The sequence below is a fragment of the Sphingopyxis bauzanensis genome, assembly GCF_002205675.1.
Taxonomy (GTDB): Bacteria; Pseudomonadota; Alphaproteobacteria; order Sphingomonadales; family Sphingomonadaceae; genus Sphingopyxis; species Sphingopyxis bauzanensis.
The window spans coordinates 46,376-73,081 of sequence record NZ_NISK01000005.1; the positions used below are offsets into that span (position 1 = coordinate 46,376).

Here is a 26,706-nt window from a genome sequence, read left to right on the forward strand (position 1 = left end):
ACTGATCATGAAACGAACGACGGTGGCGTTTGGGAGTGCGCTGATACTCGCGCTGAGCGGTACTGCGAGCGCGGCGCTCGCGGTGAACGACGGCTAGGACTGGACGAGGCGGGTCAACGAAGTCGGCGTGTCCGACGCGATCCTCGCCTATGAAGTCGATGGCACCGACGACAGTCGTTGAATTTTCGCTCCGAGCAGGGCGGCAATCGCATCTTTGCGGGGATTTCTGGCGAGGCGCCGGATCTCAGCGCGATCGAGTTGCGTCGGGCAGCGCGAAGCTGCGCGTCACCGGCAAGACCGAAATCGACGAAATGCGGTTCTTCCGGTCGCAGGAAATCGCCGGTGGATCGCCGCTGATCCGCGCCTTTGCGACCAACGGCTGGCTACGCATGACTGCCAAAGGCCGAGCGGTCGACATGGCCGCAACCGAGACCGGCAACCAGGCGATCAGCCGCCTCGTGGCCTTCTGTACCGAGTAGCGAGGGCCTAGTTGGCCGCGCGCCAGACGCTGCGGCCTTCCTTGATCGTTTCGCGGACTTTGATGCCCTTGATGTCATCAACGGGCGTCGTCAGTGGGTTGCGGTCGAGAATGACGAAGTCGGCGAGTAGTCCCGCCTTGATTCGGCCTTTGCGGCCCTCCTCGAAAATTTGCCACGCTGGGCCGGTGGTGAGGGCCTGTAACGCGGCATAGGCGTCGATGCGTTCATCCGGTCCGCTGACGATGCCGGTCGGCGAAACGCGCGCCATCGACGTCCACAGCATGAAGCGGGTGTCGAGCGGAGTGACGCTATAGTCGCTGTGGTTCGACGGGGTCAGCCCCGCGGCACGCGCCGAGCGCAAGGGGCTGATGAAATCGACGACCTCGGTGGGGAAGTTGGTGCGGTGGACGTCGCCCCAATACCATGCATGGTTCGAGAAATAGGCAGGGCCGACGCCGATGCGGGCGTAGGCGGGCAGCTGGTCGCGGCGCTGGAACTGCGAGTGGATGACGACCGGGCGGCGGTTGTCGGTGGCGTTGATACCGAGGGCGTCGAAGCCGCGCACCGCCATGTCGATCGCGGCGTCGCCATTGGCGTGGACGAACAGCTGCCAGCCGCGGTCGTGGACCTTCTTCGCCTGCGCGATGAAGTCGGCTTCGGATAGGATCGGTTCGCCGTGCCAGGGGTGGTGACCCTCCGGGCTGCCGCGCTGGTAATCGCGCGTGAAGAAGCCGGTGCGGCCCTGTACCGATCCGTCGAGGACGAACTTGATCCCCTGCAATTTCACATGCCCCTGATAGGCGCCGAATTTCAGGTCGGGATTGGCGAGCAGCGCGTCGAGGCCGGTCGAGAAGGGGAGGAGAGCAAGGTCGATCTTGAGGCGTTCGCGCGCCGCGGCACTGGTCAGGAATGCGATGTCGGGCGGCAGCGTCGCACCGTCCTGCGCGTGGGTATAGCCCTCAGCGAAATAGGCGCTTTGCGCGTCATCGAGCGCGGCGAGTTTTTGCTCGGCGGTCGGCTGCGGCAATTTGGCGAGGAGGAGGAACATCGCCTTTTCGAGCAGGACTCCGTTCAGCTTGCCCATGTCATCGCGCAGCATCATGCCGCCGGGCGGGACGGGGGTGGCCTCGTCGATGCCAACAGCCTTCAGCGCCGCGCTGTTGGCGACAGCGCCGTGAAGCGAGACGTGAAGAACGACGAGCGGGCGATCGGGGGCGACCGCGTCGAGTTCGGCGCGGGTGATGTAGCGTTTCTCGGCCAGCACCTCCTGATCGAACTGCCAGACGGTGGTCCAGCCGCCGGGTTTGGCGGGGCTGCGCGCGACATGGCTCCGAATAACGGCCTGAACGCCCGGAATGTCGGTGATCGCGCCGTGCGCCGTGTCGCGCAGGTCGAGGCCGCCCGCGCTCATCGTCGCGACGGTGAAATGCGAGTGGGCATCGATGAAGCCAGGGAGCAGCGTCGCGCCCTTCAGGTCGCGGACGGCGACATCCTGGCCCGCGGCGGCGCGGGCTTCCTTTTCGGACCCGGCGAAGGTGATGCGGCCATCGCGCGTCACGACCGCCTCGACGGTCTGCGGTGTGTCGCCGTCCATCGTGACGATCGGTCCGCCGCGATAGAGTGTCGCGCTCTCTTGCGCGCTGGCGGGCGCGGCGATGGTCAACAGCAGCGCGGCGATGCCGGTCGATAAGTTCATATGTCTCTCCCCGGCGCACATGGTGGCGGTCGGGGAGGGCGGAGGTCAAGTCTCTCTATGCAACCGATCGCTGTCGCTGATGCAGCAAAACAACCCAGAGCGGATTACACCGCCCTGGGTTGCCTTGCTGAGCTCGCGAATGCGCGAACGCGAATTAGATTTGCTGCGGCGGAAATTCGTCGGGGCCGCGGCCGGGCTCGGTCATATCGCCGCCGCCGCCCGGATTGCCGGGTATCTCCATCGGCTGACCCGCGGGGTCTTCCTGCGGCGTTGGCTGCACCGGATGCTCGGGCGGCGACATCGGTTCGATGGTGTCAGGCTTGGGTTTGGGGAAGGGGTCGGTGGCGCGAACGTGCAGGCTGGATGCAAAGGTCATATGGGCTCTCCTTGCCTTATCAACGAATGGGCGCGGTGCGCGTTCCCCCGCAGAAAAGTCGGGCTTTGTGCCCTTGCCCTCGGCGGCGCGTCTGCTATAGCCCCGCGCGGCCCGCACGGGCGTGCGCGGCACAGCGCACGGCTTTGTGCACCCGGCCGACAGCCTCTGCGGGCGTGGCGGAATTGGTAGACGCGCTGGTTTTAGGTACCAGTATCGCAAGATGTGGGGGTTCGAGTCCCTTCGCCCGCACCAGTTCCGACGATCTGATGGGGATAGAGCCGGGATAGGGGAACCCCGCCATGTGGCCGGGGTTCATCGATTCGAGATTTTGAGCAAGGATAAGACCAAGGCAATGAAGACCGTCGAAACGCTGAACGAAGGCCTGAAGCGCGAATATCGCGTGACCATCACCGCCAAGGACATCGACGCCCGCGTCGACGACGAGGTGAAGAGCATGGCGCCGACCGTGCGCATGCCCGGCTTCCGCCCCGGCAAGGTGCCGCCGAACCTGATCCGCAAGATGCACGGGCCCGCGCTGTCGGCCGACGCGCTAAACAAGGCGATCGACGCCGGGGTTCGCGACCTGATGGCCAAGGAAAAGCTGCGCCCCGCGTTGCAGCCCGCGGTCACGCTGGCCGATGGTTATGAAACCGGCAAGGACGCCGAAGTCACCGTCGCACTCGAAGTGCTGCCCGACATCAAGACCCCGTCGATCGACGGGCTGAAGCTCGAACGCCTGACCGTTCCCACCGACGACAAGGCGGTGATGGCCAAGATCGAAGAATTCGCTGCGCAGATGAAGCGCTTCGAAGAGGCGCCGAAGACCAAGAAGGCCGCCGCGGGCGACCAGGTCATCATCGATTTTGCCGGCAGCGTCGACGGCGTCGCCTTCGACGGCGGCACCGGCGAAGACATGGCGGTCGAAATCGGTTCGGGTCAGCTGATCCCGGGTTTCGAAGACCAGCTGATCGGCGCCAAGGTCGGTGACGCGAAGACCGTCAAGGTGACCTTCCCCGCCGAATATCCGGTCGAGAAGCTGAAGGGTGCCAAGGCCGAATTCGCCGTGACGGTGAAGGAAGTGAAGGTTCCGGCGGCGTCGAAGATCGACGACGAGTTCGCCAAATCACTCGGCCTCGAAAGCCTCGACAAGCTGAAAGAGCTGATGAAGGATCAGGTCGAGCAGGAACTGAACGGCCTGACGCGCACCTATATGAAGCGCAAGCTGCTCGATCAGTTGGCCGCTGCGCATGATTTCGACGTCCCGCCTACGATGGTCGAGGCCGAATTCGCCCAGATCTGGCAGCAGCTGGAGCAGGAAGTCGAAAACGAAGACGATCCCGCCGCCGCGAAGGCCGAGCTGGAAGCCGACCGCGATGACTATCACGCGATCGCGGTGCGCCGCGTGCGCCTTGGCCTGCTGCTGTCTGAAATCGGCCAGGCACATGGCGTGCAGGTCAGCCAGCAGGAAATGCAGCGTCTGATCATGCAGGCGGCGCAGCAGTATCGCCCCGAAGATCGCGGCCGCTTCATGGACTATGTCCAGCAGGACGCGCTCGCCGCGGCGCAGCTCCGCGCCCCGTTGTATGAAGACAAGGTCGTCGACTTCCTGTTCGAAAAGGCCGAGATCAGCGACCGCGAAACCACCCGCGAGGAACTAGAAGCGGCGATCGAAGCCGATGACGACAGCGGCCATGTCCATGGCCCGGGCTGTGGCCACGACCATGATCACGACCACAAGCCGGCCAAGAAGGCGGCGGCGAAAAAGCCCGCAGCCAAAAAGGCCGACGTGAAGGAAGAAGCCGCCGAGGCCGCCCCCGCGAAGAAGGCACCGGCTAAGAAGGCTGAAGCCAAGACGGAAGACAAGCCTGCCGCTGCAACAAAGAAGGCTGCCCCGGCCAAGGCGGAGGTTGAAAAGCCTGCGGCCAAGAAGGCGCCTGCGAAAAAGGCCGCTGCCAAGAAATAAGCTTCATACGAAGCCGAACAAAAAGGCCGGTCGGAATTTTCCGCCCGGCCTTTTTTTTGTGGTGGCTTGCGATCGGGCGGTCAAATTCAATCTGGCAAGATGGCATTCCCGTCGGCAGCGGGCCGTGATACCGTCGCGTATCGGGGAGAATGTGCCATGCGCCATGAGATTGCCGCTGTTGTCCTTGCCGCTTCGGCGGCCGTGTCGATGCCCGCTGAAGCCCAGCAGCCAGGCCGATTGATTTCGGCCGCACCGATCCAGGACGCTCCGACCGGGATGCAGGCGTGGCGGGTACAATATTGGACAAGTAATGAGAGCGGCGTCCCGCTGGCCGTGACCGGCATCGTTGCGGCGCCGATGGAGGCGATTCCGTCCCGCCCGCGCCGGGTCATCGCCTGGACCCACGGCGCGTGGGGCGTCGCCGAAAAATGCGCACCCTCGCTCAGCCCGAACTTCTTTTCCGCGACTGCGGCGATCGACGCAGTCAGTCGCGGTTATGTTGTTGTCGCGCCTGACTATATCGGCCTCGCCAGTCCGACGATGCACCCCTTCCTCGTCGGACCCGACACCGCGCATTCGGTTCTCGATGGCGTGCGTGCAGCGCGCGAAATTGCGGGCGCCGCGGCGGGCAGCGACTTTGCCGTTTGGGGCGAATCGCAGGGCGGCCATGCCGCGCTGTGGACCGCGACGGCCGCGCGGTCCTATGCCCCTGATCTGAACCTTGTCGCTACCGCAGCCGCTGCGCCGCCGACCGATCTCGCCGCCAATCTGCGCGACGGTAGCGACAAGAATGCCCGCGCGCTGTTGTTGTCTTTTGCGCTGCACAGCTGGTCCACGCTATACGGCTTTTCGATGGACGGCGTCGCCAACCGCACCAATCAGGGCATCATCACCCGGCTGGCGCAGAATAATTGCGTCAGCCTCGACAAGAAGCCCAAGCTCGGCACGATCCTGGGCATCCTGACCATCGTCCGCGCGACGAAGAACAAGGACATCGCGACGATCGAACCCTTCGGCAGCTTCGCGCGCGCCAACAGCGTCGATGCGGCGCGGGTGCCGGGGCCGCTGCTGATCGCGCAGAGCCGCAACGACACGATCGTCGCGTCCTCGGTCACGCGCAAGTTTGCGAAAGCAGTATGCCGGCGCGGGACGGGTGTCCGCTGGATCGACATGAACGGCGATCATGGCAACAGCGCCCGCGAAAGTGCGCAGGAAACAATCGGCTGGATCACGTCGCGCTTCGACGGCAACCCGGCGCCGAATGATTGTCGGCAGGTTTAGTCTGCCTAGTCGAAGGTTCGAGGATCGACCGAGTCTTTTCCGAACCAGACGCGGGCGTCGGGTCGGAACAGGAAAAAGATCGAAAGCGCCGTCAGCATAGTGCTGACAAGCGAAATCGCGAGCGCAAGCCCCGTCGGCGACGTCGGATCGTTGAGCGACGCAAGCGTCGAGACGGCGCCAAATCCCATTACCGCTACATAGATCCATTTGGCGATATTGCTCGCCTTTCGGGCCACGAAATACCAGAGAAGGATCGATATTGCGAAGCCAATTCCCAGTGCGGTGCCGACGAAGATTGCAGCCGATTCGACCATCGGTGCGATGGCCGGATCGCTCCTCAGCGAGCCGATGATCTTTGGCCAATGAAGCGCCAGACTTCCGGCGCCGAGCAGCATGGAGGCCCAGAAACTGCGCTCGAAGTTTATAATGGATGCCGGACGTGCCACGGTTTGATCCTCACTCCACCCAATCAAGCCCCATGTCGCGGTACACGCTGCGGTCCTCGTCCCAGTTCGCCTTGACCTTCACATGCAGGAACAGGTGGACGGGACGCCCCAGCAATTCGGCAAGCTCGGCGCGGGCCTTGCTGCCGATTTCCTTGATCCGTTCGCCCTTGTGGCCGAGGATGATCGCGCGCTGGTTGTCGCGCGCGACCAGAATTTGCTGGTGGATTTCGGCGCTGCCGTCGGGGCGCGTGGTGAATTTCTCGGTCTCGACGGTCGACTGGTACGGCAGTTCCTCATGGAGCTGGCGAAAGAGTTGTTCGCGGGTGATTTCGGCGGCGAGCATCCGCTCCGGGGCGTCGCTGACTTCATCTTCAGGAAAATGCCAATGACCCTCGGGCATCAGCTTTGCCAGCGTTGCTTTGAGTTCGGGGACGCCATCGCCGGTGCTCGCCGAGACAAAGAAGGTCTCGTCAAAGGCGACACGCTCGTTGAGCGTCGTCGCGATTGTCAGCAGCTTGTCCTTGCGGGTCAGGTCGACCTTGTTGAGCACGAGGAACTTCTTTTCGGGCCGCCCCTCGATCCCCTGCAGCACGCGCTCAGCGCGCTCGCCGAGTTTTGCAGCGGCGTCGATCATGACCAGGATCGCCTCGGCCTGGTCGAGGCTGTTCCACGCCGCTGCCACCATCGCGCGGTCGAGGCGGCGGGTGGGGGCGAAGATGCCCGGCGTGTCGATCAGCACGATCTGGGTTTCGCCGTCCATCGCGACTCCCATCAGCCGCGTGCGTGTCGTCTGCGCCTTGGGGCTGACGATCGCGACCTTCTGGCCGACGAGTGCGTTGACGATCGTCGATTTGCCCGCGTTGGGCGCGCCGACGACGGCGACAAATCCGCAGCGGTGGGTCATGATTTCATTCCTTCGAGTTCGGCGAGCAATGCCGCCGCTGCGGCCTTCTCGGCCGCCTGTTTGCTGGTGCCTTCGGCCTCGGCGCGGGCGAGCTTGCCGACGCTGACCGCGACGCGGAAGCGCGGCGCATGGTCCGGCCCTTCGCGCGCGACGATTTCATATTCGGGCGGACGGCGTTTGCGCGCCAGGGCCCATTCCTGCAGCGCCGCCTTGGGGTGCTTGGGCGCCTCCGCCTGCCCGTCGACCATGTCGCCCCAATGCGCGAGGATGAAGGCGCGCGCGGTGTCGATGCCTTGGTCGAGATAGAGGGCGCCGATCAGCGCCTCGATCGCGTCGGCGGCGATATTGTCACTATAGCGGCCACCGTCGTTACGCGCCTGCGCACCAAAGCGGATCAGGTCGGTAAGGTTCAGCCGCTGCGCAATCGCGGCGCAGGTCGCGCCCGACGCCAGCACATGCAGCCGCGAAGACATCTCGCCTTCGCTGGCGGTTGGATAGCGGGTGTAGAGTTCGGAGGCGATGACAAGGCCGAGGACGCGGTCACCCAGAAACTCCAGCCGCTGATAATCGGCGCGCCCGGTGCTGCCATGGGTCAGCGCCAGTTCGTACAGCGCCAGATCGTCCGGGGTGCTGCCGAGGATTTCGGCGAGCGCCCCGGTGTCGAGCTTATCGGTCAAAAACCGTCCCCGATGCGGCTCCAGCGTGCTGCGGTGAACCAGCTGATCGGGTTGATCCAGCTCGCTGACCCGTCGGTCGAGAACATCCCGACCAGCGCCTTGCCAACCAGATTTTCCTCAGGAACGAGGCCTATCCCTTGATTTTCCATCGCCGGGAAACGGCTGTCGGCGCTGCGGTCGCGGTTATCGCCCATCATGAACAAATGGCCTTCGGGAACGACGACGAGCGGGGTATTGTCCTCGGCGATCGGGGCGACGTCGAGGATCGCATAGCTTTTTCCGCTCGGCAGCGTTTCGCGATATTGCTTGTACCGGCACTGGCGCAGGCCGTCGGCGGCGACTTCTTCGAACTCCATCGAGTAGCAGGGCAAGGTGCCCATCGCGCGCGACGCCTCGACCATGTTGGCGGTTACGGGGATGACGAAATCGGGCATGGTTTCGCGCTTCAGCGGCTTGCCATTGAGCCAGACGATGCCGTCCTTCACCTGGACACTGTCGCCTGGCACGCCGATGACGCGCTTGATATAATCATTGTCCGCGCTTGGCGGTGCCTTGAATACTGCGACGTCGCCGCGTTCGGGGGTGCGTGCGAAAACACGGCCCGGGATCAGCGGCACGCTGAACGGCAGGCTATATTTCGAATAGCCATAAGCCATTTTATTGACGAGCAGATAGTCGCCGATCAGCAGCCGCGGCTGCATCGATTCCGATGGGATGTTGAACGGCGACAGGAAAAAGCTGCGGAAAATCAGCACCGCGATCGCGAGCAGCGCGAGGAAGCGGATGGTGTCGACCGCTTCTTCCTTTGCCGACACCGGCGCGGGGGTCGGCGCGGACGGGGCGGGTTGGCTGGCGGGCGCGTTATCGGCGGTAAAGCTGGCTTCAGTCATGCCGCGGCATTGGCGATGAATAGGTTGCCACGTCAAGCAAATATCGGCGGATGACGCTGGTGTCGCAGGAGCGGGATGCTTAGAGTGGGACGGACATCTCATCCCCGTTCGTATCGAGCGAAGTCGAGACATCCATGGGTGGCGCATGCCCTCCCGGTGTCTCGACTTCGCTCGACACGAATGGACTTTAGAGGAATTTCGCATGCCCACCGCCGACCAAGCCTGGCAGGCACTCGCCGACTGGCAGCCGCAGAAACTGACCGACCTGGTCGCCGCCGATCCGGAAGCACGGTTGCAGGCGCTGGTGCGTAGCGTAGCGAACATCCGCTTCGATTTCGCCAAAACCCATCTCGACGATGCGGCGATGGCGATCCTGTCCAATCTTGCCTCAACGCAGGATTTCGACGGGCGGCGCAAGACGCTGTTTTCGGGCGGCATCGCCAATCCGACCGAGAACCGCGCCGCCGAACATAGCGCCGAACGCGGCGACGGCGCTCCGGACTCAGTCCACCGCGCGCAGGCGCTGCATCAGCGGATGCGGATGATGATCGATGCGATCGAGGCGGGCGCATTCGGCGAGATCCGCCACCTGCTGCACATCGGCATCGGCGGATCGGCGCTCGGCCCTGACCTGCTGGTCGATGCGCTGGGGCGCCATAGCAACCGCTATGACGTCGCGGTGGTGTCAAACGTCGATGGCGCGGCGCTCGATGAGGTGTTCGCCAAGTTCAGCCCCGAACATACGCTGGTCGCGGTCGCGTCGAAAACCTTCACCACCACCGAAACGTTGATGAACGCCAATTCGGCGTTGCAGTGGCTCGATGAAGCGGGGGTGGATGATCCGCTCGGCCGCTTCATCGCGCTGACCGCCAGCCCTGAACGCGCGATCGAATGGGGGATCGACGAGACGCGCATCCTGCCGTTCAACGAGAGCGTCGGCGGGCGCTATTCCCTATGGTCGTCGATCGGTTTCCCCGCCGCGCTCGCGCTGGGCTGGGATGCGTTCGCGGATATGCTCGAGGGGGCGGCGGAGATGGACCGGCATTTCCGTCTTGCCAACGGTGCGGACAATATCGGCCTGCTCGCCGCCTTTGCCGATCAGATTTACGCCAACCGGCTCGGGTGCCAGACGCGCGCGGTGTTCGCCTATGACGAGCGGCTGCGGCTGCTGTCCAGCTACCTGCAACAGCTGGAGATGGAATCCAACGGCAAGTCGGTGACCTTCGATGGCAAGCCGCTGACCCGGCACAGTGCTCCGATCACCTGGGGCGGCGTCGGCACCGACGCACAGCATGCGGTGTTCCAGCTGCTCCATCAGGGGACGAACCTTGTCCCCGTCGAATTTGTCGTTGCCCGAGAGCCCGACCATCTGCTCGACGACGCGCATCACGAGACGCTGGTCGCCAATTGTATCGCGCAGGGGGCGGCGCTGATGACCGGACGCAAGAGCGACGATGGTGCGCGCAATTATCCGGGCGATCGCCCGTCGACGACGATCCTGCTCGATCAGGTAACCCCGCACGCGCTGGGCGCGCTGATCGCCTTTTACGAACATCGCGTGTTCGCCAATGCGGTGCTGCTGGGGATCAACCCGTTCGACCAGTTCGGGGTCGAGCTGGGCAAGGAGATGGCGAAGGGGCTGGCCGAGGGAACCGTGGAGTTCGACCCGGCGACGCGGGCGCTGATGGCGGCGGCGCTAGGTGAATGAGACCGCGCCACTGTCTGTGATGGCAAAAATCGATTGGCATCGCGGCGCCGCGTAACCACATAGGCGCCGGCTGCGAATGCCAGCCAATTCCATTTCAGGGGTCTCCCACATGAGCAATTTCGACTTCGACCTGTTTGTCATCGGTGCCGGATCGGGCGGGGTCCGCGCCTCGCGCGTCGCCGCCTCGCACGGCGCACGCGTTGCGGTGGCCGAGGAGTATCGGGTCGGCGGCACCTGCGTGATCCGCGGCTGCGTGCCGAAGAAGCTGCTCGTGTACGGCGCGCATTTTGCCGAAGATCTAAAGGACGCGCGTCATTTCGGGTGGGATGTCCCCGACTGCAAGTTCGACTGGGACCGGCTGCGCGACAATGTGCTCGCCGAGGTCACCCGGCTCGAAGGGCTATACGGTCAGACCCTGGAAAATCACAAGGTCACGCTGTTCAAGACGCGCGCGACGCTCATCGGGCCGCAAAAGGTGCGGCTGGCCGACGGCCAGGAAATCAGTGCCGAACGCATTCTGATCGCGACCGGCGGCTGGCCGTTCGTCCCTGAATTTCCGGGCAGCGAACATGCGATCACCTCGAACGAAGTGTTCCATCTCGACAAGCTGCCAAAGCGCGTCGTGATCGCGGGAGGCGGCTATATCGCCAATGAGTTTGCCGGCATCTTCAACGAATTCGGCAGCAAGGTGACGATCGTCAACCGCGGCGACACGATCCTGCGTGGTTATGACGAGCAGATCCGCGACCGCTTGTTGCAAATCTCGATGACCAAGGGCATCGAATTCCGCTTCAACGCGCCGTTCGAGTCGATCGAGAAGAAGGAGGACGGTTCGCTGACCGTCCATCTGGGCAATTGCGATCCGATCGACGCCGACATCGTCCTGGTCGCCGCGGGCCGCGTGCCGAACACCAAGGGGCTGGGGCTGGAAGATGCCGGGGTCGAACTCGACAAGGATGGCGCGATCCAGGTCGACGAGACCAACCAGTCGTCGGTGCCGAGCATCTATGCCGTCGGCGACGTCACCAACCGCATCCAGCTGACCCCGGTCGCAATCCGCGAGGGGCAGGCCTTTGCCGACAGTGTGTTCGGCGGCAAGCCGACGGTCGTCGACTACGCCAATGTCCCGAGCGCGGTGTTCAGCCACCCGCCCATCGGCGCGGTCGGGATGACCGAAGCCGAGGCGCGCAACAAGCTCGGCACCGTCCGCGTTTACACGAGCGATTTCCGCGCGATGAAGAATGTCCTCGCGGGTCGCAACGAACGCGCGCTGTACAAGATGATCGTCAATGAGGCGACCGATCAGGTTGTCGGGCTGCACATGATTGGACCCGATGCGCCGGAGATACTTCAGGCGGCGGCGGTTGCGGTGAAGGCCGGGCTGACCAAAGCCGATTTCGACGCGACGGTGGCATTGCATCCGAGCATGGCGGAAGAGCTGGTGTTGTTGAAGTAGAAGTCCCCCTCCCGCTCGCGGGAGGGGATAAGATTACCCTATCCGATACGGCACCACATCACGCCGATCCGGGTCCACCAAAATCGGCCGATCGCTCGGCGGAAAGGCGCGCTGGTCGCAATCGTCGCGCGGGCAGATGCGGCATGACAGGCCGATGCGCGTCGCGGCTTGCGGGGCGGTGACGTCGACCCCGTCGGCATAGACGAAGTCCCCGGCATATTGCGCCTCGCACCCCAGCGCGACGGCATAGCGGCGCGGGCTGCGCGCATAGCTGCCCGACGGTTTCACCAGTCCCTTGGCCATCGACACATAGCGCAGCCCGTCGGGCGTTTCGGCGAGCTGGAACAATATGCGGTCAGGGATCGCGGCGGCTTCATGGACGATCCACAAGGGGCAGGCGCCGCCGAAACGCGCGAACTGCAGCCGCGTTGCGCTGTGCCGCTTGGTGATATTGCCCGCCATGTCGACGCGGCAGAAAAACATCGGAATTCCGCGCGCGCCGGGGCGCTGGAGGGTCGAGAGGCGGTGGCAGGCCTGTTCGAAACTGACCCCATAGTCCATCCGCAGCCGGTCGATGTCGTGGCGCACCGCGCGCGCGCTGGCGCGGAAGGGGGCGTAAGGCATCAGCACCGCGCCCGCGGCATAGTTGGCGAGGCCGACGTGGAGGAGTTGGCGGGCTGCGGCAGTGCGGAGCGGACTGGCCTCGACCACCGCCGCAATCTCGCGCGCCAGTGCCAGCGCGGCCAATTGATGCGCCAGCTGAAAGCGGCGGCTTTCCGCTGGCTGCGACGGATCGATCACCAGATGGCGCATCGTCGCGTCGAAATCGCGCAGGCTTTGCGTCTGGGTATAGACGATCGAAATGCCAAGCGCATCGCGCAGCCGCCGCTCGATCGTCTCGATGGACGGGGACGGGTCTTTGCCGCGCAGCTGCCCCGCCAGCGCCTCGGCGGCGCGGTCGATGCTGTCGACATAATTGCCCGCGTCGTGAAACCAGTCGCGCACCTCTTCCCACGGCAGGCGGCTACCCTCGGCGGTGCCGCCGGTCAGTGCTTCGTCGATGATCTGGAGACGCTGCCCCGCGCGGCGATAGGCGGCGTGGAGCGCGACGAACTGGTCGGCGAGCTGTGGCTGTTGGAGAGCGGCGCGTTCAAGCTGTTCGGGGGGCAGGGGGGATGCGGCGAACAGCGGGTCGGCGGCGGCTTCGCGCAGCGCGCCCGCGCGGCGGTCGCCCGCGTCGGCGGCGACTTCCTCCCATTCGAGCGGGAACAGCTTTTGCAGGCGGTCGAGCAAGGCCGGGGTAAGCGGGCGGTCGTCATGCTCGATTTGGCTGAGGTAGGATGTGGAGATGGCGAGGGCGGCGGCGAACTCGGCCTGCTTGATACCGCGGTCTTGGCGGAGGGTTTTAAGGCGTGCGCCTGCGAAGATGCGGTTGCGGTTCATGCCGTGCCTTTCACTCCGTTCGCCCTGAGCTTGTCGAAGGGCTGTTCTTCTGGCGGCGTCAAAGAAAAAAGAGTGGCGCTTCGACGCACAGCACGAACGGTTCGAATTCAGTCCTAGTTTGCAAAATATCACTTTGCAACTTTGCAAGTTCGCATTTGCTTGGCGAGCCTTAAGCGGGCAGACGAAAGTTTGAAGTGCGTTGGGAGAGCCGAATGTCCGCCAATATCGCCGAAATGGAACGCCGCCGCGCCGCCGCTGCCTTGGGCGGCGGGCAAAAGCGCATCGACGCGCAGCACAGCAAGGGCAAGCTGACGGCACGCGAGCGGCTCGACGTGCTGCTCGACGCGGGCTCGTTCGAAGAGCTCGACACCTATGTCGAGCATAATTGCACCGATTTCGGGATGCAGGACCAGATCATTCCCGGCGATGGCATCGTCACCGGATCGGGGACGATCAACGGCCGCCTCGTCTATGTCTTCAGCCAGGATTTCACCGTCTTTGGCGGGTCGCTGTCCGAGCGGCACGCGCAGAAGATGATGAAAGTCATGGACAATGCGATGAAGGTCGGCGCGCCGATCATCGGGATCAACGACAGCGGCGGCGCACGCATTCAGGAGGGCGTCGCGTCGCTCGGCGGCTATGCCGAGGTGTTCCAGCGCAATGTACTGGCGTCGGGGGTGGTGCCCCAGATCAGCCTGATCATGGGGCCGTGCGCGGGCGGGGCGGTTTACAGCCCGGCGATGACCGACTTCATCTTCATGGTCAAAGACAGCAGCTATATGTTCGTCACCGGCCCGGATGTGGTCAAGACGGTGACCAACGAGGTGGTGACACAGGAAGAACTCGGCGGCGCGATCACGCACACGACCAAGAGCTCGGTGGCCGACATCGCGTTCGAGAATGACATCGAGGCGCTGCTCGCGACGCGCGATTTCTTCGATTACCTGCCCGAAAACAACCGCAGCGGGGTGCCGGTGCGCCCGACGAGCGATCCGTTCGACCGCGCCGAGCCCAGCCTCGACATGCTGATTCCGCCCAATGCCAACCAGCCCTATGACATGCACGAGTTGATCCGAAAGACGGTCGACGAGGGCGATTTCTTCGAGGTGCAGCCGGCGCATGCCGGCAATATCATCTGCGGTTTCGGGCGCATCGAGGGGCGCACGATCGGCATTGTGGCGAACCAGCCGCTGGTGCTTGCGGGGGTGCTCGACATCAATTCGTCGAAGAAGGCGGCGCGTTTCGTGCGTTTCTGCGATGCGTTCGAAATCCCGATCATCACTTTCGTCGACGTCCCCGGCTTCCTGCCCGGCACCGCGCAGGAGTTCAACGGCATCATCAAGCATGGCGCGAAGCTGCTCTTCGCTTATGCCGAGGCGACGGTGCCGAAGATCACGGTGATCACGCGCAAGGCCTATGGCGGCGCTTACGACGTGATGGCGTCAAAGCATCTGCGCGGCGATTTGAACTATGCGTGGCCGACCGCCGAAATCGCCGTGATGGGCGCGAAAGGCGCGGTCGAGATCATCTTCCGCAGCGACATCGGCGACCCCGAAAAGATCGCGCAGCGCACGAAGGAATATGAGGACCGTTTTGCGAACCCGTTTGTGGCGGCGTCGCGGGGGTATATCGATGAGGTTATTCACCCGCATAATACGCGCAAGCGGATTGCGCTGGGGCTGCGCAAGCTACGGAACAAGAGCCTCGAGAATCCTTGGAAGAAGCATGATAATATTCCGCTGTGAGCGTCGGTGCTCGCCGAGGGCTTGGGTGGGTCATGTCTAACCCGACCCACCCCATTGCCGCACTGTCGCGTACTCTCATCGCCGCTGTGTTCATGCCGGCCTTGGTCGTCTTGGCGTGGTGGAAGGCCGCCGACTTTGATCCATATGCCATGTCCTTTTTCACGAAGACTTACATCGAGCCAACGCCGAGCATGCCTGGTGAGATGCGCATTTTCGCAGCGATTGTCATTGGCTTGGGAATTTTTCTGCTTGCCGCCCTTGCCAATGGGCTGTGGCGCGGGAGGGTGACTTTTCGCGAGATATGGATGGCAATGTGGATGGGATTGCTGGTCATGGCTTTTGGAGGTGCGTTTTTTGTTGCTGCCGACAACGCAGAAGAGGCGATAGCCGCACGGGAGAACGAGCAATGAAATTAGGCCGCCTCAACCACATCGGTGTCGCAACGCCGTCGATCGCCGATAGCATCGTCTTTTACCGCGACGTGATGGGCGCGGCGAAAATTCACGAGCCCTTCGACCTGCCCGAGCAGGGGGTGAAGGTGTGTTTTGTCGATACGCCCGGCGCCGACGGGGCGCTGAACGGGACGCAGATCGAGCTGGTCGAGCCGATGCACGGCAACACCTCGATCGCGGGGTTTTTGGAGAAGAACCCGGCGGGGGGGCAGCATCATATGTGTTACGAAGTGCCCGACATTCACGCAGCCAAGGCGGCGTTCGAGGCGCTGGGCAAGCGGGTGCTGGGTGAGCCGCGCATCGGGGCGCATGGGACGTTGATCTTTTTTCTGCACCCCAAGGATATGGGCGGGGTGCTGACTGAGATTATGGAGACGCCGAAGGGCGATCACCGATGATCTTTTACGACACTCCCAATCCCGCTCCCAACCCACGCCGCGTTCGCATTTTCGCTGCCGAAAAGGGCATCGACCTCCCGAGCGAGACGATCTCCATTGTCGCGGGGGAGCATAAGGTGCCAGCATATCTCGCGATCAACCCGCGCGGCCAGACCCCGGCGCTGAAGCTCGACGATGGGACAGTGCTCACTGAAAGCGTCGCGATCTGCCGCTATCTTGAGGCGCTGCATCCGGGCACGCCGCTGTTCGGCACCACGCCTGCCGAAATCGGCGCGATCGAAATGTGGATTCGCCGCATCGAGCTGATGGTGATGGAGCCGATCGGCAAGATATGGGTCCACACCCACCCGTTTACGGCACGACTGCCGATCCAGCGGTTTCCCGAATATGGCGAGAGCAATCGCGCGCGCGCGCTCGACGGGTTTGCGATGTGCGATGCGGCGCTTGGATCGTCGCCATGGCTCGCGGGTGATGCGTTTAGCATGGCGGATATCCTGCTGCTCACAACCGTCGATTTTGCCGCGTTCATCGGCATTCCGCTCCCCGAAGACCTCGCCCATTTGCGCGCATGGCACGACCGTGTGTTGGCTCGCTCCAGCGCGAAGGCTTGAAAGCAAAGATCATGACCGACAAACCCACCCTCGACCAATGGGTCGCCGCCGCCGCCAAGGAAGTCAAAGGCAAGGACCTGACCTGGCACACCGCCGAAGGGATCGACGTCAAGCCGCTCTATACCGCGGAGGATGTCACCGCCGACCCCGGCCTGCCCGGTTTCGCGCCCTTTACCCGCGGCGTGCGCGCGTCGATGTATGCGGGGCGGCCTTGGACGATCCGGCAATATGCGGGCTTTTCGACCGCCGAGGAATCGAACGCTTTCTATCGCCGCAACCTCGCCGCCGGCCAAAAGGGTCTCAGCGTCGCGTTCGACCTCGCCACCCACCGCGGCTATGACAGCGACCATGTGCGCGTCACCGGCGATGTCGGCAAGGCGGGGGTCGCGATCGACAGCGTCGAGGATATGAAGATCCTGTTCGACGGCATCCCGCTCGACCAGATGTCGGTGTCGATGACGATGAACGGCGCGGTGATTCCGATCCTGGCGTTCTTCATCGTCGCGGGCGAGGAGCAGGGGGTCGATCGCAAGCTGCTCGACGGGACCATCCAGAACGACATTCTGAAGGAGTTCATGGTTCGCAACACCTACATCTACCCGCCCGAGCCGAGCATGCGGATCATCAGCGACATCTTTGGTTACACGTCGCGCGAGATGCCCAAGTTCAACAGCATCTCGATTTCGGGCTATCATATGCAGGAAGCCGGCGCGACGCAGGTGCAGGAGCTGGCCTTCACCATCGCCGACGGCATGGAATATGTGAAATATGGCGTCGCGTCGGGGCTCGACATCGACAAGTTCGCCGGACGGTTGAGCTTCTTTTTTGCGATCGGCATGAATTTCTTCATGGAAATTGCCAAGCTGCGCGCGGCGCGGGTGCTGTGGCATCGCGCGATGACGACATTGGGCGCGCAGGACGAGCGGTCGAAGATGCTGCGCACGCATTGCCAGACGTCGGGCGTCTCGCTGACCGAGCAGGATCCATACAACAATGTGATGCGCACGACGATCGAGGCGATGGCGGCGATGCTCGGCGGTACTCAGTCGCTGCACACCAACGCGCTCGACGAGGCGATCGCGCTGCCGACCGATTTCTCGGCGCGCATCGCGCGCAACACGCAGATCGTGATCCAGGAAGAGACGGGGATGACCAAGGTCGTCGATCCGCTCGGCGGATCCTATTATGTCGAGGCGCTGACGCAGGAGCTGGTCGACAAGGCGCAGGAAATCATCGACCGCGTCCAGGCCGAAGGCGGCATGGCCAAGGCGGTCGCAGCGGGCTGGCCCAAGGCGATGATCGAAACCGCGGCGGCGGCGCGGCAAGCACGCGTCGATCGCGGTGACGATGTGATCGTCGGGGTGAACAAATATCGCAGGCAAGACGAGGATCTGCTCGAAACGCTGGAGGTCGATAACGCCAAGGTGCGCGAAGGCCAGATTGCGCGGATCAGGAAGACCAAGGCCGAACGCGACGAGGCGGCGTGCCAGGCGGCGCTGACGGCGCTGCGCGAAGGCGCGGCAAAGCCGTCGAGCATCGAGAATAATCTGCTGGCGCTCGCGGTCGAAGCGGCGCGCGCACGCGCGACGCTCGGCGAGATTTCGTCAGCGATGGAGGAAAGCTTCGACCGTTACGGCACGCAGCCGACCCCGGTGAAGGGTGTCTATGCAGCGCCCTATGAGGGCGATACGCGCTGGGCGCAGGTGGTGGACGGGGTCGAGGCGGTCACCCGGCGGCTCGGTCGCAAACCCAAGCTGCTCGTCGCCAAGATGGGGCAGGACGGCCATGATCGCGGCGCTAATGTCATCGCATCGGCGTTCGGAGACATGGGGTTCGACATCGTGTCGGGACCGCTGTTCCAGACCCCTGACGAGACGGTAGTGCTGGCGCTCGACAGCGGCGTCGACGTTGTCGGCGCTTCGAGCCTGGCGGCGGGACACAAGACACTTATCCCCGAACTTATCCACAAACTGCGCGAGGCCGGGCGCACCGACATCAAGGTGATCGCAGGCGGGGTGATCCCGCCGCAGGACTATGATTTCCTGCGCGATGCGGGAGTGCAGGGGATTTATGGGCCGGGGTCGAATGTTGTGGAGTGTGCAGCCGACGTGCTGCGCTTGCTGGGGCATAATATGCCGCCGATTGGAGAAGCTGCGTGAACCTGAATACGACCCGTTCCCCGGCGCAAGCCGGGGCCCAGAGCGACATGGCACCGGCGGTTCTGGACCGCCCTGAACCCCGGCTTGCGCCGGGGAACACACAAGAAGCGCGCACTGACTGGACCCGCGACGAAATCTCGGAGCTGTTCGACCTGCCGTTCGACGAACTGATGTGGGAAGCGCAAAGCGTTCACCGCCGCCACCACGCGCGCGGCGAAATCCAGCTCTGCACCCTGCTCAGCATCAAGACCGGCGGCTGCGTCGAGGATTGCGGCTATTGCTCGCAGTCGAAGAGCGCCGATAGCGGGCTGAAGGCGACCAAGCTGATGGACGTCCGCGCGGTCCTGCAAGCCGCGGCGCAGGCGAAGGATTCGGGATCGCAGCGCTTCTGTATGGGCGCCGCGTGGCGCAACCCCAAGGACCGCGACATGCCCGCGATCGTTGAGATGGTCGAGGGCGTGCGCGCGATGGGCATGGAAACCTGCATGACGCTGGGGATGCTCAGCAAGGAACAGGCGCAGACGCTGGCGGTTGCGGGGCTCGATTATTACAACCACAACATCGACACCTCGCCGGAAAATTACGGCAATGTCATCACGACTCGGACCTTTCAGGAACGGCTCGACACGCTGGAAGAAGTGCGCAGCGCCGGGATCAACGTCTGTTCGGGCGGCATCGTCGGCATGGGCGAGACGCGCACCGACCGCGTCGGCTTCATCCACGCGCTCGCGACCCTGCCCGAACATCCGGGCAGCGTGCCGATCAACGCGCTGGTGCCGGTGAAGGGGACCGTGCTCGGCGACATGCTGGCCGACACCCCGCTCGCCAAGATCGACGATATCGAGTTCGTCCGCACCGTCGCCGTCGCGCGCATCACCATGCCGCTGAGCATGGTGCGGCTCAGCGCGGGGCGCGAGAGCATGTCCGAGGCGACGCAGGCGCTCTGCTTCATGGCGGGCGCGAACAGCATCTTCACCGGCGACAAGCTGCTGACGACGGCGAATGCGGGCGACAGCAAGGATGCGGCGTTGTTTGCCAAGCTGGGGCTGCGGCCGATGGAGAGCGAAGAGCCGATGCGGCAGAGCGCGCAGATGGAGGCGGCGGAGTGATATTCTCGGCGCTCCTGCTGCTTGCCGCGACCGCAGACGATCCATCGATCGACTGCGATAACCAGCGCTATCAGGTCGAGATGAACTATTGCGCGGGCAAGGATTATGAAGTCGCCGATGTTGCGCTCAACGCGCAGTGGAAGCTGACCGCCGCGACGATGCGTGAGCGCGACAAGATGATCGACCGCCGTTACGATACCCAGCCCACCCATTATGACGCCTTGCTCGCCGCGCAGCGCGCCTGGCTGACCTACCGCGACCAGCATTGTCTGAACGAAGGCTTTGCGGCGCGCGGGGGGAGCATGGCGCCGATGCTGCACAGCGGCTGCATGGCCCGACTGACCAAGGCGCGGACCGCCGAACTCCAGGCACTTGTCGAGGAATATTGATGTTCAAGAAAATCCTGATCGCCAACCGCGGCGAAATCGCTTGCCGCGTCATAAAGACCGCGCGGCGCATGGGCATCGCGACCGTCGCCGTCTATTCGGACGCCGATGCGCGGGCGCCGTTCGTGCAGATGGCCGACGAGGCGGTGCATATCGGGCCGTCGCCCGCGTCCGAATCCTATCTGGTCGCCGACAGGATTATCGCCGCTTGCAAGGCGACGGGCGCCGAGGCGGTGCATCCGGGCTATGGCTTCCTTTCCGAACGCACCAGCTTTGCCGAGGCGCTGGCGAAGGAAAATATCGCCTTCATCGGTCCGCCGGTGAACGCGATTGCCGCGATGGGCGACAAGATCGAGTCGAAGAAGCTGGCGAAAGAAGCGGGGGTCAACGTCGTCCCGGGTTTTGTCGGCGAGATCGACGATACCGAACATGCGGTGCGGATTTCGAACGAGATCGGCTATCCGGTGATGATGAAGGCGTCGGCGGGCGGCGGCGGCAAGGGCATGCGGCTGGCCTATGACGAAAAGGACGTCCGCGAAGGGTTCGAGGCGACCAAGCGCGAAGGGCTGAACAGCTTTGGCGATGACCGCGTATTCATCGAGAAATTCATCCTCAACCCGCGTCATATCGAAATCCAGATCCTCGGCGACCAGCATGGCAATGTGCTGTATCTGAACGAGCGCGAATGCTCGATCCAGCGCCGCCACCAAAAGGTGGTCGAGGAAGCGCCGTCGCCGTTCGTGACCGAGAAGATGCGCAAAGCGATGGGCGAACAGTGCGTCGCGCTGTCGAAGGCGGTCGGTTACTACAGCGCGGGGACGGTCGAGCTGATCGTCAGCGGCGCCGACCCGACGGGCGAGAGCTTCTACTTCCTCGAAATGAACACGCGGCTGCAGGTCGAGCATCCGGTGACCGAGGCGATCACCGGCATCGACCTGGTCGAGCAGATGATCCGCGTCGCCGCGGGCGAGAAGTTGGAGATGACGCAGGACGACATCAGCATCGATGGCTGGGCGATCGAGAACCGTGTCTATGCCGAGGATCCCTATCGCGGCTTCCTGCCCTCGACCGGACGGCTCGTGCGCTATCGCACGCCGGTTCCGGCATGGGCGGGCAACGAAAGAGGCGAGGATGGCGTGCGCGTCGATGCCGGGGTCGAGGAAGGCGGCGAGGTGTCGATCTTTTACGACCCGATGATCGCCAAGCTGGTGACGTGGGGCGCAACGCGCGACGAAGCTGCGGACAAGCAGATCGCGGCGCTCGACCGGTTCGAGATCGAGGGACTCGGCCATAATATCGATTTCGTGTCGGCGATCATGCAGCACCCGCGCTTTCGCTCTGGCGAGCTGACCACGGGCTTTATCGCAGAGGAATATCCCGACGGGTTCCACGGCGCCGCGACCGAGGATCATATCGTCCGCGCGCTCGCGGCGATTGCGGGCTTCATGGCGTGCGCCGAGGCCGACCGCGCGCGCCGCACCGACGGCCAGCTCGGCGACCGGCTCGATCCGCCCGCCAAGTGGCAGGTCACCGTTGGCGGCGTGGAGCATAAGGTGAAGCTCGGCCACAAGCATATCAAGGTCGACGGCGACAAGCTCGACATCGCGCTGGAATATACTCCGGGCGACCGGCTGGTGATTGCCGAGATCGACGGCAGCGAACTGGCGGTCAAGGTCGCGAAGACGCGCGCCGGCTGGCGCATGACAACGCGCGGGCGCATTCATGACGTGCGTGTGCTGCCGTGGCATGTGGCGCCGCTGACCCGGCATATGATTGAGAAGATCCCGCCGGACCTGTCGAAATTCCTGATCTGCCCGATGCCGGGGCTGCTCGTCGCACTGCATGTGGGCGAAGGCGAAAAAGTCGAGGCGGGGCAGCCGCTGGCGACGGTCGAGGCGATGAAGATGGAGAATATCCTGCGCGCCGAAAAATCGGGGACGGTGAAGAGCGTCAACGCGGCGCAGGGCGACAGCCTGGCCGTCGACGCGGTCATTCTGGAGATGGAATGACGCGGACAGGGCTGGCGCTGACGCGCTGAATGTCGAGATTGTACCGGGTCGCCGTGCGGCATCGACCCGGGGGTATCGTATTCCCTGGCCGCAGTGGTCTGTTTTCCGCCGCGCCAGATGGGCACGTATCTGTCCGAAGTGCTGACGCTGGGTTTTTACGACGCGACCGGCGCGGTGATCCTGTTTGCACCCGACGTTCCGGTCCCCACCGGATCGCGCCTGTTCTGAACTTGCTCCCGGCTTGCTCCCGCTCCTTTCGCCGCTAGGCTGGCGCAAAGAAACAGAGGAGGGGACGATGATCATGCTGAAAGCCGTTTTTGCTGCGGCGGCCTGCGCAATGCTTCCACCCGTATCGGCGGTCGCCGCGGCCGCAGAGCCGGGCGACTATGACGTGCGGCTGACGCGCGATCTCGTTTATGGCCGCGCGGGTATCGAAGCGTCGCGCGATCGGCCGCGGACTCGCGACTTGTTGCTCGATGTCTATCGTCCGGTCGCCGACGGCAAGCCGCTTGCGAACCGTCCCGCCGTCATCATGACGTTTGGTGGCGCCTTTCATCGCGGCAGCAAGCGCGAGGAACGCTTTACCGAGGATGGTGCGCAGGACAGTTCGATGGCCGATTACTGCCGGACCTTTGCGCGCAGCGGTTATGTCTGCTTCTCGATCGAATATCGGCTGACGCAAGAAGATCCGGGCCTCGCGAAATCGATCGACGAAGCGAAGCTGGTGCCCAAGGCGGTAAATTTGTCGCCCGCCGCGCTCGCGCGTATCGAAATCGTGCGCCAGCGCATGGGCTTGCCGCCGCTCGACGACGGCTCGCGCGAGCAATATTGGCGCAGCATCCTTGGCGCCGCCGACGATTTGGCGATGGCGACCGGATTTGTCCGCAGCCGCGCGCGCGATTTCGGGATCGATGCCGACCGGATCGCACTCGGCGGCTTTTCGGCGGGCGCGATCACGGCGCTCAACACCGCTTATGGGATCGGCGCGCCGGTCAAGGCGGTTTTTGCCCTGTCGGGGGGTGTCAGCGGGTATAACCTGTTCGAGACCGTGCAGCCGGGGATGCCGCCTGCGCTCTTCTTCGTCGCTCAGAATGATCTGGAGGGCATCCAGTCGGGAACCCGGATTGCCATTGCGGCGCTGACGGCCAAAGGCATCGCCGCCGAAGCTGCGTGGGTGCCCGGCTTCGGCCATTTCTATCCGATGGGTGCGGTCAGCCTGGGCGCCAACGTCAGCCGCATTCCCGTTGAAACCCGCATCCTGGCATTCCTAGAAGCCAATCTCGGCGCCAGCGCCAACGAATGACGGTGCCAAGCACCGAATGACCCGCTAGGCTGCGGGATCAGACCAAATTGGGGGGAGATAGATCATGACTTTGCCAGTAACCGCCTTTGTCGGCGCCGTGTGCGCGCTGTTGCTGCTGTTCACCGCGATGCTGACGGTACGCCAGCGCCTGCGTCTCAAGGCCGCGTTCGGCGATCATGGCGATGCGAAGCTTATCGCTGCCAGCCGCAGCCACGGCAATCTGGCCGAACATGCGCCGATCGTCGTCATCTTGCTCGGCCTGCTGGAAACCGCGCGCGCCAATCATATGGCACTGATGGTCATCGGGGCACTGTTCTTGATCGGCCGCGTCGCGCATATCGCCGGGCTGCACGCGCCGAGTGAGCCCGGCAAGGCGCCGGTGCCGCGCCAGATCGGGGTGATGGCGACATGGGTCACGCTGTTGGTGCTGGGCGCGTGGACGTTATGGATGCTGGCGACTGTGAATTTGTAATCGAATTTGAAGGCGGCTTTGGGGCGGAATCGACAGATTTCCCTCCTTCTTAGGGAGGGGAAGCTGGATGCCGACGCCAGTCGATTTCAATCGTTCAATGTGGCGTAAAAGTCGCCTGAACCTCAATCCTCGACCAACGCCACCGCCCTAATCCACCCCGCGCTGGCGCGTTCGATCTTCACCGGAAAGCAGCTGAAGGTGAAACCCGTGGCCGGGATGGCCGACAGGTTGGTGAGCTTTTCGATCTGGTAATAGGGCCGGATCCGCCCCGCCTTATGCCCCTCCCAGATGATTGACGGGTCGCGCGTTTCGGCCCAGCGCCGTGCGGTGTGGCTGAACGGCGCGTCCCAGCTCCACGCGTCGGTGCCGACGACCTGGACGCCGCGCTCCGTCAGATACAGCGTCGCATCGGCGCCCATGCCGCAGCCCTGATCGGTGAAATTGTCGGAGCCGTACATCGCGCCCGACTGGACGAGCACGATGTCGAGCGGTTGCAGGTCGTGACCGAGGCGCGCGAGTTCGGCCTCGACCTCGGCCCCGCTGACGACATGGCCATGCGGACGGTCGGAGAAGTCGAGTTTCACCCCCGGACGAAAGAAGAGGTCGAGCGGCGCTTCATCGATGCTCGGCGCCGGGGTCGTGCCGCTGTCGGTGGTCGAATGATAATGCCAGGGCGCATCCATATGCGTGCCATTGTGGGTGCTGAGCGAGAGCATCTCGACCGCCCAGCCTTCGCCATCGGGCAGGTCTTCGCGCGTCAGTCCGGGGAAGAACATCGCGATCTGTTCCCACGTATTTTCATGGGTCATATAGGTGATGTTGGGGCGCATCACCGGCGGGTCGGAGATGACGTCATTGGTGATCGGGATCGACAGGTCGATGAACTGCATTTGCGCAGTCTGCCACCGGATTGCTGCCACGCCAAGAAGACTTGCGCGGCGGCGTGACACAACTAGACGTAGCGTAACCATTCGTGTCGAGTGAAGTCGAGACAGCCTGGGTCGTCCATGCGCGCGAGGCATCTCGACTTCGCTCGATGCGAACGGAAAGGAAAGAAGCCCGAACGGGTGGGGGAGCCAGAATTATATGACCGAAGCCAGTGTTGCGGGCGCCGCTTACGAACCGACGCAAAAAGAAATCCGCATGGTCATCGCCGCCTCGTCGGCGGGGACGGTGTTCGAATGGTATGATTTCTTCATTTACGGCACCCTCGCCGCGATCATCGGCAGGGCGTTTTTCCCCAGCGATAATGCGACACTCGAAACGCTGCTCGTGTGGGCGGGGTTCGCCGTCGGCTTCGGGTTTCGCCCGCTCGGCGCGGTGTTGTTCGGTTTTCTCGGCGACAGGCTGGGGCGCAAATATACCTTCCTCGTCACCGTCACATTGATGGGCATTGCCACCGCGGGGGTCGGCATGATCCCGTCGGCGGCGACGATCGGTATTGCGGCGCCGATCATCGTCATCCTGCTGCGCGTGTTGCAGGGGCTGGCGCTCGGCGGCGAATATGGCGGCGCGGCAGTGTATGTCGCCGAACATTCGCCGCCCGGAAAGCGCGGCTTCTATACCAGCTTCATCCAGGCGAGCGTCGTCGGCGGCTTTGTGCTCAGCCTGATCGTTGTTCTGGGGTGCAAGGCGCTGATGCCCGATGCCGTGTGGCAAAGCTGGGGCTGGCGCGTCCCGTTCCTGCTGTCGCTGATCCTGCTCGCGATCTCGCTGTGGATGCGGCTCAAGCTGTCCGAAAGCCCGGTTTTCCAGGCCATGAAGGCGCAGGGCGAGCTGGCGAAAAACCCGCTGAAGGAAAGCTTCACCTATCCGGGTAACCCGCGGCGGATCTTTATCGCCCTGTTCGGCATCGCCGCGGGCCTGACCGTCATCTGGTACACCGCGATGTTCTCTGGCCTGTCGTTCCTGAAAGGTCCGATGAAGGTCGAGGATACCGCCGCAGAAATTATCGTCGGCGTTGCCGCGGCGGTGGGCATGGGCTTTTTCATCTGGGCCGGGCATTTGTCCGACCGTGTCGGGCGCAAAAAGCCGATCGTCTGGGGTTATGGCGTAACGCTGGTGCTGCTGTTCCCGCTATTCTGGTGGATGGGCAGCGTCGCCAACCCGTCGCTTCAGGCCGCCGCCGAGCGCGCGCCGGTGATGGTCAGCGGGTCGCGGTGCGATTTCGATCCCTTTGCGCAGCAGCAGGAAACGGCGTGTGGCAAGACGCTGGGCGAACTCACTAGGCTGGGTGTGCCTTACACCGTCACCGCGACCGATAGCGGGTTCGACAGCGTCACGATCCGCATCGGCGACCGCGAGGTCGCGAGCGAGGATCCGGCGTTGCTCCAGCCTGCGCTGGAAGCAAGCGGCTATGATTTTGCCAAACAGTTCCCCGGCTGGGGCAGCATTGCGGTCATCTTCCTCGCGCTGCTCGGGCTCAGCGCGCTGTCGGGTTTCACCTATGGCCCCGTTGCGGCGCTGTTGTCGGAGATGTTCCCGCCGCACGTCCGCTATTCGTCGCTGTCGATCCCCTATCATATCGGTACCGGCTATTTCGGTGGTTTCCTGCCGCTGATCGCGAGCTTCATCATCGCCAAGACCGGCGATGCCTATTCGGGGCTGTGGTACACATGGTTCGTCGTGCTGCTCGCTTTCCTCGTCACCGCGTTCATGCTCAAGGATCCGGTCGAGGGGCAGTGGGACAAGGCATCGTCCGGCGCGCCGCCCGCGGCCTGATCGACCCCATTGGCGGCGTCCG

24 protein-coding genes, 1 tRNA gene and 1 pseudogene are annotated in these 26,706 nt (G+C 63.7%); 18 read left to right on the plus strand and 8 right to left on the minus strand.

Annotated features, from left to right (window positions below; genetic code table 11):
- Positions 1-158 precede the first annotated feature (158 nt).
- Entirely contained in the window at positions 159-479 is a 321-nt protein-coding gene (locus tag CDQ92_RS18580; RefSeq protein ID WP_144035825.1) for a hypothetical protein, read from the plus strand.
- A 7-nt stretch (positions 480-486) separates the two neighbouring features.
- Here CDQ92_RS18580 and CDQ92_RS18585 read toward each other — a convergent pair whose 3' ends face one another.
- Positions 487-2,175 (minus strand): amidohydrolase, encoded by a 1,689-nt coding sequence (locus tag CDQ92_RS18585; protein ID WP_158213895.1) that lies wholly within the window; start codon positions 2,173-2,175, stop codon positions 487-489.
- A gap of 154 nt (positions 2,176-2,329) precedes the next feature.
- A complete protein-coding gene (locus CDQ92_RS18590; protein WP_088443564.1) occupies positions 2,330-2,551 on the minus strand; it encodes a hypothetical protein in 222 nt (73 codons plus the stop codon).
- 167 nt (positions 2,552-2,718) lie between these two features.
- Between CDQ92_RS18590 and CDQ92_RS18595 the strand changes: the two genes are divergently transcribed.
- From CDQ92_RS18595 to CDQ92_RS18605, 3 genes are all read left to right on the plus strand, one after another.
- Positions 2,719-2,803: transfer RNA gene (locus tag CDQ92_RS18595), tRNA-Leu, on the plus strand.
- 100 nt (positions 2,804-2,903) lie between these two features.
- On the plus strand, positions 2,904-4,514 hold the full coding sequence (gene tig / locus CDQ92_RS18600; RefSeq protein ID WP_088443776.1) for a trigger factor: 1,611 nt from the start codon (positions 2,904-2,906) through the stop codon (positions 4,512-4,514).
- Between the two features lie 156 nt (positions 4,515-4,670).
- Entirely contained in the window at positions 4,671-5,795 is a 1,125-nt protein-coding gene (locus CDQ92_RS18605; protein ID WP_158213896.1) for a lipase family protein, read from the plus strand.
- A gap of 5 nt (positions 5,796-5,800) precedes the next feature.
- Here the strand turns inward: CDQ92_RS18605 and CDQ92_RS18610 are convergent, their stop codons facing one another.
- From CDQ92_RS18610 to lepB, 4 genes are read right to left on the minus strand one after another with little or no spacing between them, the layout of a single operon-like run.
- Positions 5,801-6,241, minus strand: coding sequence for a hypothetical protein (locus CDQ92_RS18610; RefSeq protein ID WP_144035826.1), 441 nt, complete (start codon positions 6,239-6,241; stop codon positions 5,801-5,803).
- Positions 6,242-6,251: 10 nt separating this feature from the next.
- Positions 6,252-7,145, minus strand: a complete 894-nt coding sequence (gene era, locus CDQ92_RS18615; protein ID WP_088443570.1) for a GTPase Era — start codon at positions 7,143-7,145, stop codon at positions 6,252-6,254.
- Positions 7,142-7,822 carry a ribonuclease III gene (gene rnc / locus CDQ92_RS18620; protein ID WP_088443572.1) on the minus strand — a complete coding sequence of 227 codons (681 nt, stop codon included), beginning with the start codon at positions 7,820-7,822 and terminating at the stop codon, positions 7,142-7,144. The genes era and rnc overlap by 4 nt, the downstream gene beginning before the upstream one ends.
- The gene (gene lepB / locus CDQ92_RS18625; RefSeq protein ID WP_088443778.1) at positions 7,819-8,637 is read right to left on the minus strand and encodes a signal peptidase I; all 819 of its coding nucleotides are present in this window, start codon (positions 8,635-8,637) and stop codon (positions 7,819-7,821) included. The genes rnc and lepB overlap by 4 nt, the downstream gene beginning before the upstream one ends.
- A gap of 277 nt (positions 8,638-8,914) precedes the next feature.
- On the opposite strand from lepB, the gene pgi reads away from it, so the two are divergent.
- Both pgi and gor read left to right on the plus strand, forming a co-directional pair.
- The gene (gene pgi, locus CDQ92_RS18630; protein ID WP_088443574.1) at positions 8,915-10,420 is read left to right on the plus strand and encodes a glucose-6-phosphate isomerase; all 1,506 of its coding nucleotides are present in this window, start codon (positions 8,915-8,917) and stop codon (positions 10,418-10,420) included.
- A 109-nt stretch (positions 10,421-10,529) separates the two neighbouring features.
- Positions 10,530-11,876: a glutathione-disulfide reductase gene (gene gor / locus CDQ92_RS18635; protein WP_088443576.1), complete on the plus strand. Its 1,347-nt coding sequence runs from the start codon at positions 10,530-10,532 to the stop codon at positions 11,874-11,876.
- Between the two features lie 33 nt (positions 11,877-11,909).
- Here the strand turns inward: gor and CDQ92_RS18640 are convergent, their stop codons facing one another.
- Positions 11,910-13,319 (minus strand): helix-turn-helix domain-containing protein, encoded by a 1,410-nt coding sequence (locus tag CDQ92_RS18640; protein WP_088443578.1) that lies wholly within the window; start codon positions 13,317-13,319, stop codon positions 11,910-11,912.
- A 212-nt stretch (positions 13,320-13,531) separates the two neighbouring features.
- On the opposite strand from CDQ92_RS18640, the gene CDQ92_RS18645 reads away from it, so the two are divergent.
- The 11 genes and pseudogenes from CDQ92_RS18645 (at position 13,532) to CDQ92_RS18695 (ending at position 23,963) form a co-directional block, all read left to right on the plus strand.
- Complete coding sequence (locus CDQ92_RS18645; RefSeq protein WP_088443580.1) at positions 13,532-15,064, plus strand: acyl-CoA carboxylase subunit beta; 1,533 nt, start codon at positions 13,532-13,534, stop codon at positions 15,062-15,064.
- A 32-nt stretch (positions 15,065-15,096) separates the two neighbouring features.
- Positions 15,097-15,474, plus strand: a complete 378-nt coding sequence (locus CDQ92_RS18650; protein ID WP_088443582.1) for a hypothetical protein — start codon at positions 15,097-15,099, stop codon at positions 15,472-15,474.
- Entirely contained in the window at positions 15,471-15,914 is a 444-nt protein-coding gene (mce, locus tag CDQ92_RS18655; protein WP_088443584.1) for a methylmalonyl-CoA epimerase, read from the plus strand. Before CDQ92_RS18650 ends, mce begins: the two co-directional genes overlap by 4 nt.
- Entirely contained in the window at positions 15,911-16,525 is a 615-nt protein-coding gene (locus CDQ92_RS18660; RefSeq protein ID WP_088443586.1) for a glutathione S-transferase family protein, read from the plus strand. The genes mce and CDQ92_RS18660 overlap by 4 nt, the downstream gene beginning before the upstream one ends.
- Positions 16,526-16,536: 11 nt before the next feature.
- Positions 16,537-18,684 (plus strand): methylmalonyl-CoA mutase, encoded by a 2,148-nt coding sequence (scpA, locus tag CDQ92_RS18665; RefSeq protein WP_088443780.1) that lies wholly within the window; start codon positions 16,537-16,539, stop codon positions 18,682-18,684.
- A gap of 47 nt (positions 18,685-18,731) precedes the next feature.
- Entirely contained in the window at positions 18,732-19,793 is a 1,062-nt protein-coding gene (gene bioB, locus CDQ92_RS18670; protein WP_229667609.1) for a biotin synthase BioB, read from the plus strand.
- Positions 19,790-20,182, plus strand: coding sequence for a lysozyme inhibitor LprI family protein (locus CDQ92_RS18675; protein WP_229667608.1), 393 nt, complete (start codon positions 19,790-19,792; stop codon positions 20,180-20,182). Before bioB ends, CDQ92_RS18675 begins: the two co-directional genes overlap by 4 nt.
- Positions 20,182-22,188: an acetyl-CoA carboxylase biotin carboxylase subunit gene (locus CDQ92_RS18680; protein WP_088443588.1), complete on the plus strand. Its 2,007-nt coding sequence runs from the start codon at positions 20,182-20,184 to the stop codon at positions 22,186-22,188. The genes CDQ92_RS18675 and CDQ92_RS18680 overlap by 1 nt, the downstream gene beginning before the upstream one ends.
- 84 nt (positions 22,189-22,272) lie before the next feature.
- Positions 22,273-22,416, plus strand: a pseudogene (locus tag CDQ92_RS18685) (tRNA-binding protein); the annotation flags it as partial.
- Between the two features lie 67 nt (positions 22,417-22,483).
- Positions 22,484-23,491, plus strand: a complete 1,008-nt coding sequence (locus tag CDQ92_RS18690; protein WP_088443590.1) for an alpha/beta hydrolase — start codon at positions 22,484-22,486, stop codon at positions 23,489-23,491.
- Positions 23,492-23,555: 64 nt separating this feature from the next.
- The gene (locus CDQ92_RS18695; protein WP_088443592.1) at positions 23,556-23,963 is read left to right on the plus strand and encodes an MAPEG family protein; all 408 of its coding nucleotides are present in this window, start codon (positions 23,556-23,558) and stop codon (positions 23,961-23,963) included.
- Positions 23,964-24,085: 122 nt separating this feature from the next.
- Here the strand turns inward: CDQ92_RS18695 and CDQ92_RS18700 are convergent, their stop codons facing one another.
- Positions 24,086-24,853: a cyclase family protein gene (locus CDQ92_RS18700; RefSeq protein WP_088443594.1), complete on the minus strand. Its 768-nt coding sequence runs from the start codon at positions 24,851-24,853 to the stop codon at positions 24,086-24,088.
- Between the two features lie 196 nt (positions 24,854-25,049).
- Between CDQ92_RS18700 and CDQ92_RS18705 the strand changes: the two genes are divergently transcribed.
- Complete coding sequence (locus tag CDQ92_RS18705; protein ID WP_088443596.1) at positions 25,050-26,684, plus strand: MFS transporter; 1,635 nt, start codon at positions 25,050-25,052, stop codon at positions 26,682-26,684.
- The last annotated feature ends 22 nt before the right edge of the window (positions 26,685-26,706 follow it).

What these genes read in the sequence shown, in the direction of transcription:
- CDQ92_RS18580 (WP_144035825.1), top strand. Translation starts at nt 159, where the DNA reads ATGGCACCGACGACAGTCGTTGAATTTTCGCTCCGAGCAGGGCGGCAA.
- CDQ92_RS18585 (WP_158213895.1), bottom strand. Translation starts at nt 2,175, where the DNA reads ATGAACTTATCGACCGGCATCGCCGCGCTGCTGTTGACCATCGCCGCG.
- CDQ92_RS18590 (WP_088443564.1), bottom strand. Translation starts at nt 2,551, where the DNA reads ATGACCTTTGCATCCAGCCTGCACGTTCGCGCCACCGACCCCTTCCCC.
- tig (WP_088443776.1), top strand. Translation starts at nt 2,904, where the DNA reads ATGAAGACCGTCGAAACGCTGAACGAAGGCCTGAAGCGCGAATATCGC.
- CDQ92_RS18605 (WP_158213896.1), top strand. Translation starts at nt 4,671, where the DNA reads ATGCGCCATGAGATTGCCGCTGTTGTCCTTGCCGCTTCGGCGGCCGTG.
- era (WP_088443570.1), bottom strand. Translation starts at nt 7,145, where the DNA reads ATGACCCACCGCTGCGGATTTGTCGCCGTCGTCGGCGCGCCCAACGCG.
- pgi (WP_088443574.1), top strand. Translation starts at nt 8,915, where the DNA reads ATGCCCACCGCCGACCAAGCCTGGCAGGCACTCGCCGACTGGCAGCCG.
- gor (WP_088443576.1), top strand. Translation starts at nt 10,530, where the DNA reads ATGAGCAATTTCGACTTCGACCTGTTTGTCATCGGTGCCGGATCGGGC.
- CDQ92_RS18640 (WP_088443578.1), bottom strand. Translation starts at nt 13,319, where the DNA reads ATGAACCGCAACCGCATCTTCGCAGGCGCACGCCTTAAAACCCTCCGC.
- CDQ92_RS18645 (WP_088443580.1), top strand. Translation starts at nt 13,532, where the DNA reads ATGTCCGCCAATATCGCCGAAATGGAACGCCGCCGCGCCGCCGCTGCC.
- CDQ92_RS18650 (WP_088443582.1), top strand. Translation starts at nt 15,097, where the DNA reads ATGTCTAACCCGACCCACCCCATTGCCGCACTGTCGCGTACTCTCATC.
- mce (WP_088443584.1), top strand. Translation starts at nt 15,471, where the DNA reads ATGAAATTAGGCCGCCTCAACCACATCGGTGTCGCAACGCCGTCGATC.
- CDQ92_RS18660 (WP_088443586.1), top strand. Translation starts at nt 15,911, where the DNA reads ATGATCTTTTACGACACTCCCAATCCCGCTCCCAACCCACGCCGCGTT.
- scpA (WP_088443780.1), top strand. Translation starts at nt 16,537, where the DNA reads ATGACCGACAAACCCACCCTCGACCAATGGGTCGCCGCCGCCGCCAAG.
- bioB (WP_229667609.1), top strand. Translation starts at nt 18,732, where the DNA reads ATGGCACCGGCGGTTCTGGACCGCCCTGAACCCCGGCTTGCGCCGGGG.
- CDQ92_RS18680 (WP_088443588.1), top strand. Translation starts at nt 20,182, where the DNA reads ATGTTCAAGAAAATCCTGATCGCCAACCGCGGCGAAATCGCTTGCCGC.
- CDQ92_RS18690 (WP_088443590.1), top strand. Translation starts at nt 22,484, where the DNA reads ATGATCATGCTGAAAGCCGTTTTTGCTGCGGCGGCCTGCGCAATGCTT.
- CDQ92_RS18695 (WP_088443592.1), top strand. Translation starts at nt 23,556, where the DNA reads ATGACTTTGCCAGTAACCGCCTTTGTCGGCGCCGTGTGCGCGCTGTTG.
- CDQ92_RS18700 (WP_088443594.1), bottom strand. Translation starts at nt 24,853, where the DNA reads ATGCAGTTCATCGACCTGTCGATCCCGATCACCAATGACGTCATCTCC.
- CDQ92_RS18705 (WP_088443596.1), top strand. Translation starts at nt 25,050, where the DNA reads ATGACCGAAGCCAGTGTTGCGGGCGCCGCTTACGAACCGACGCAAAAA.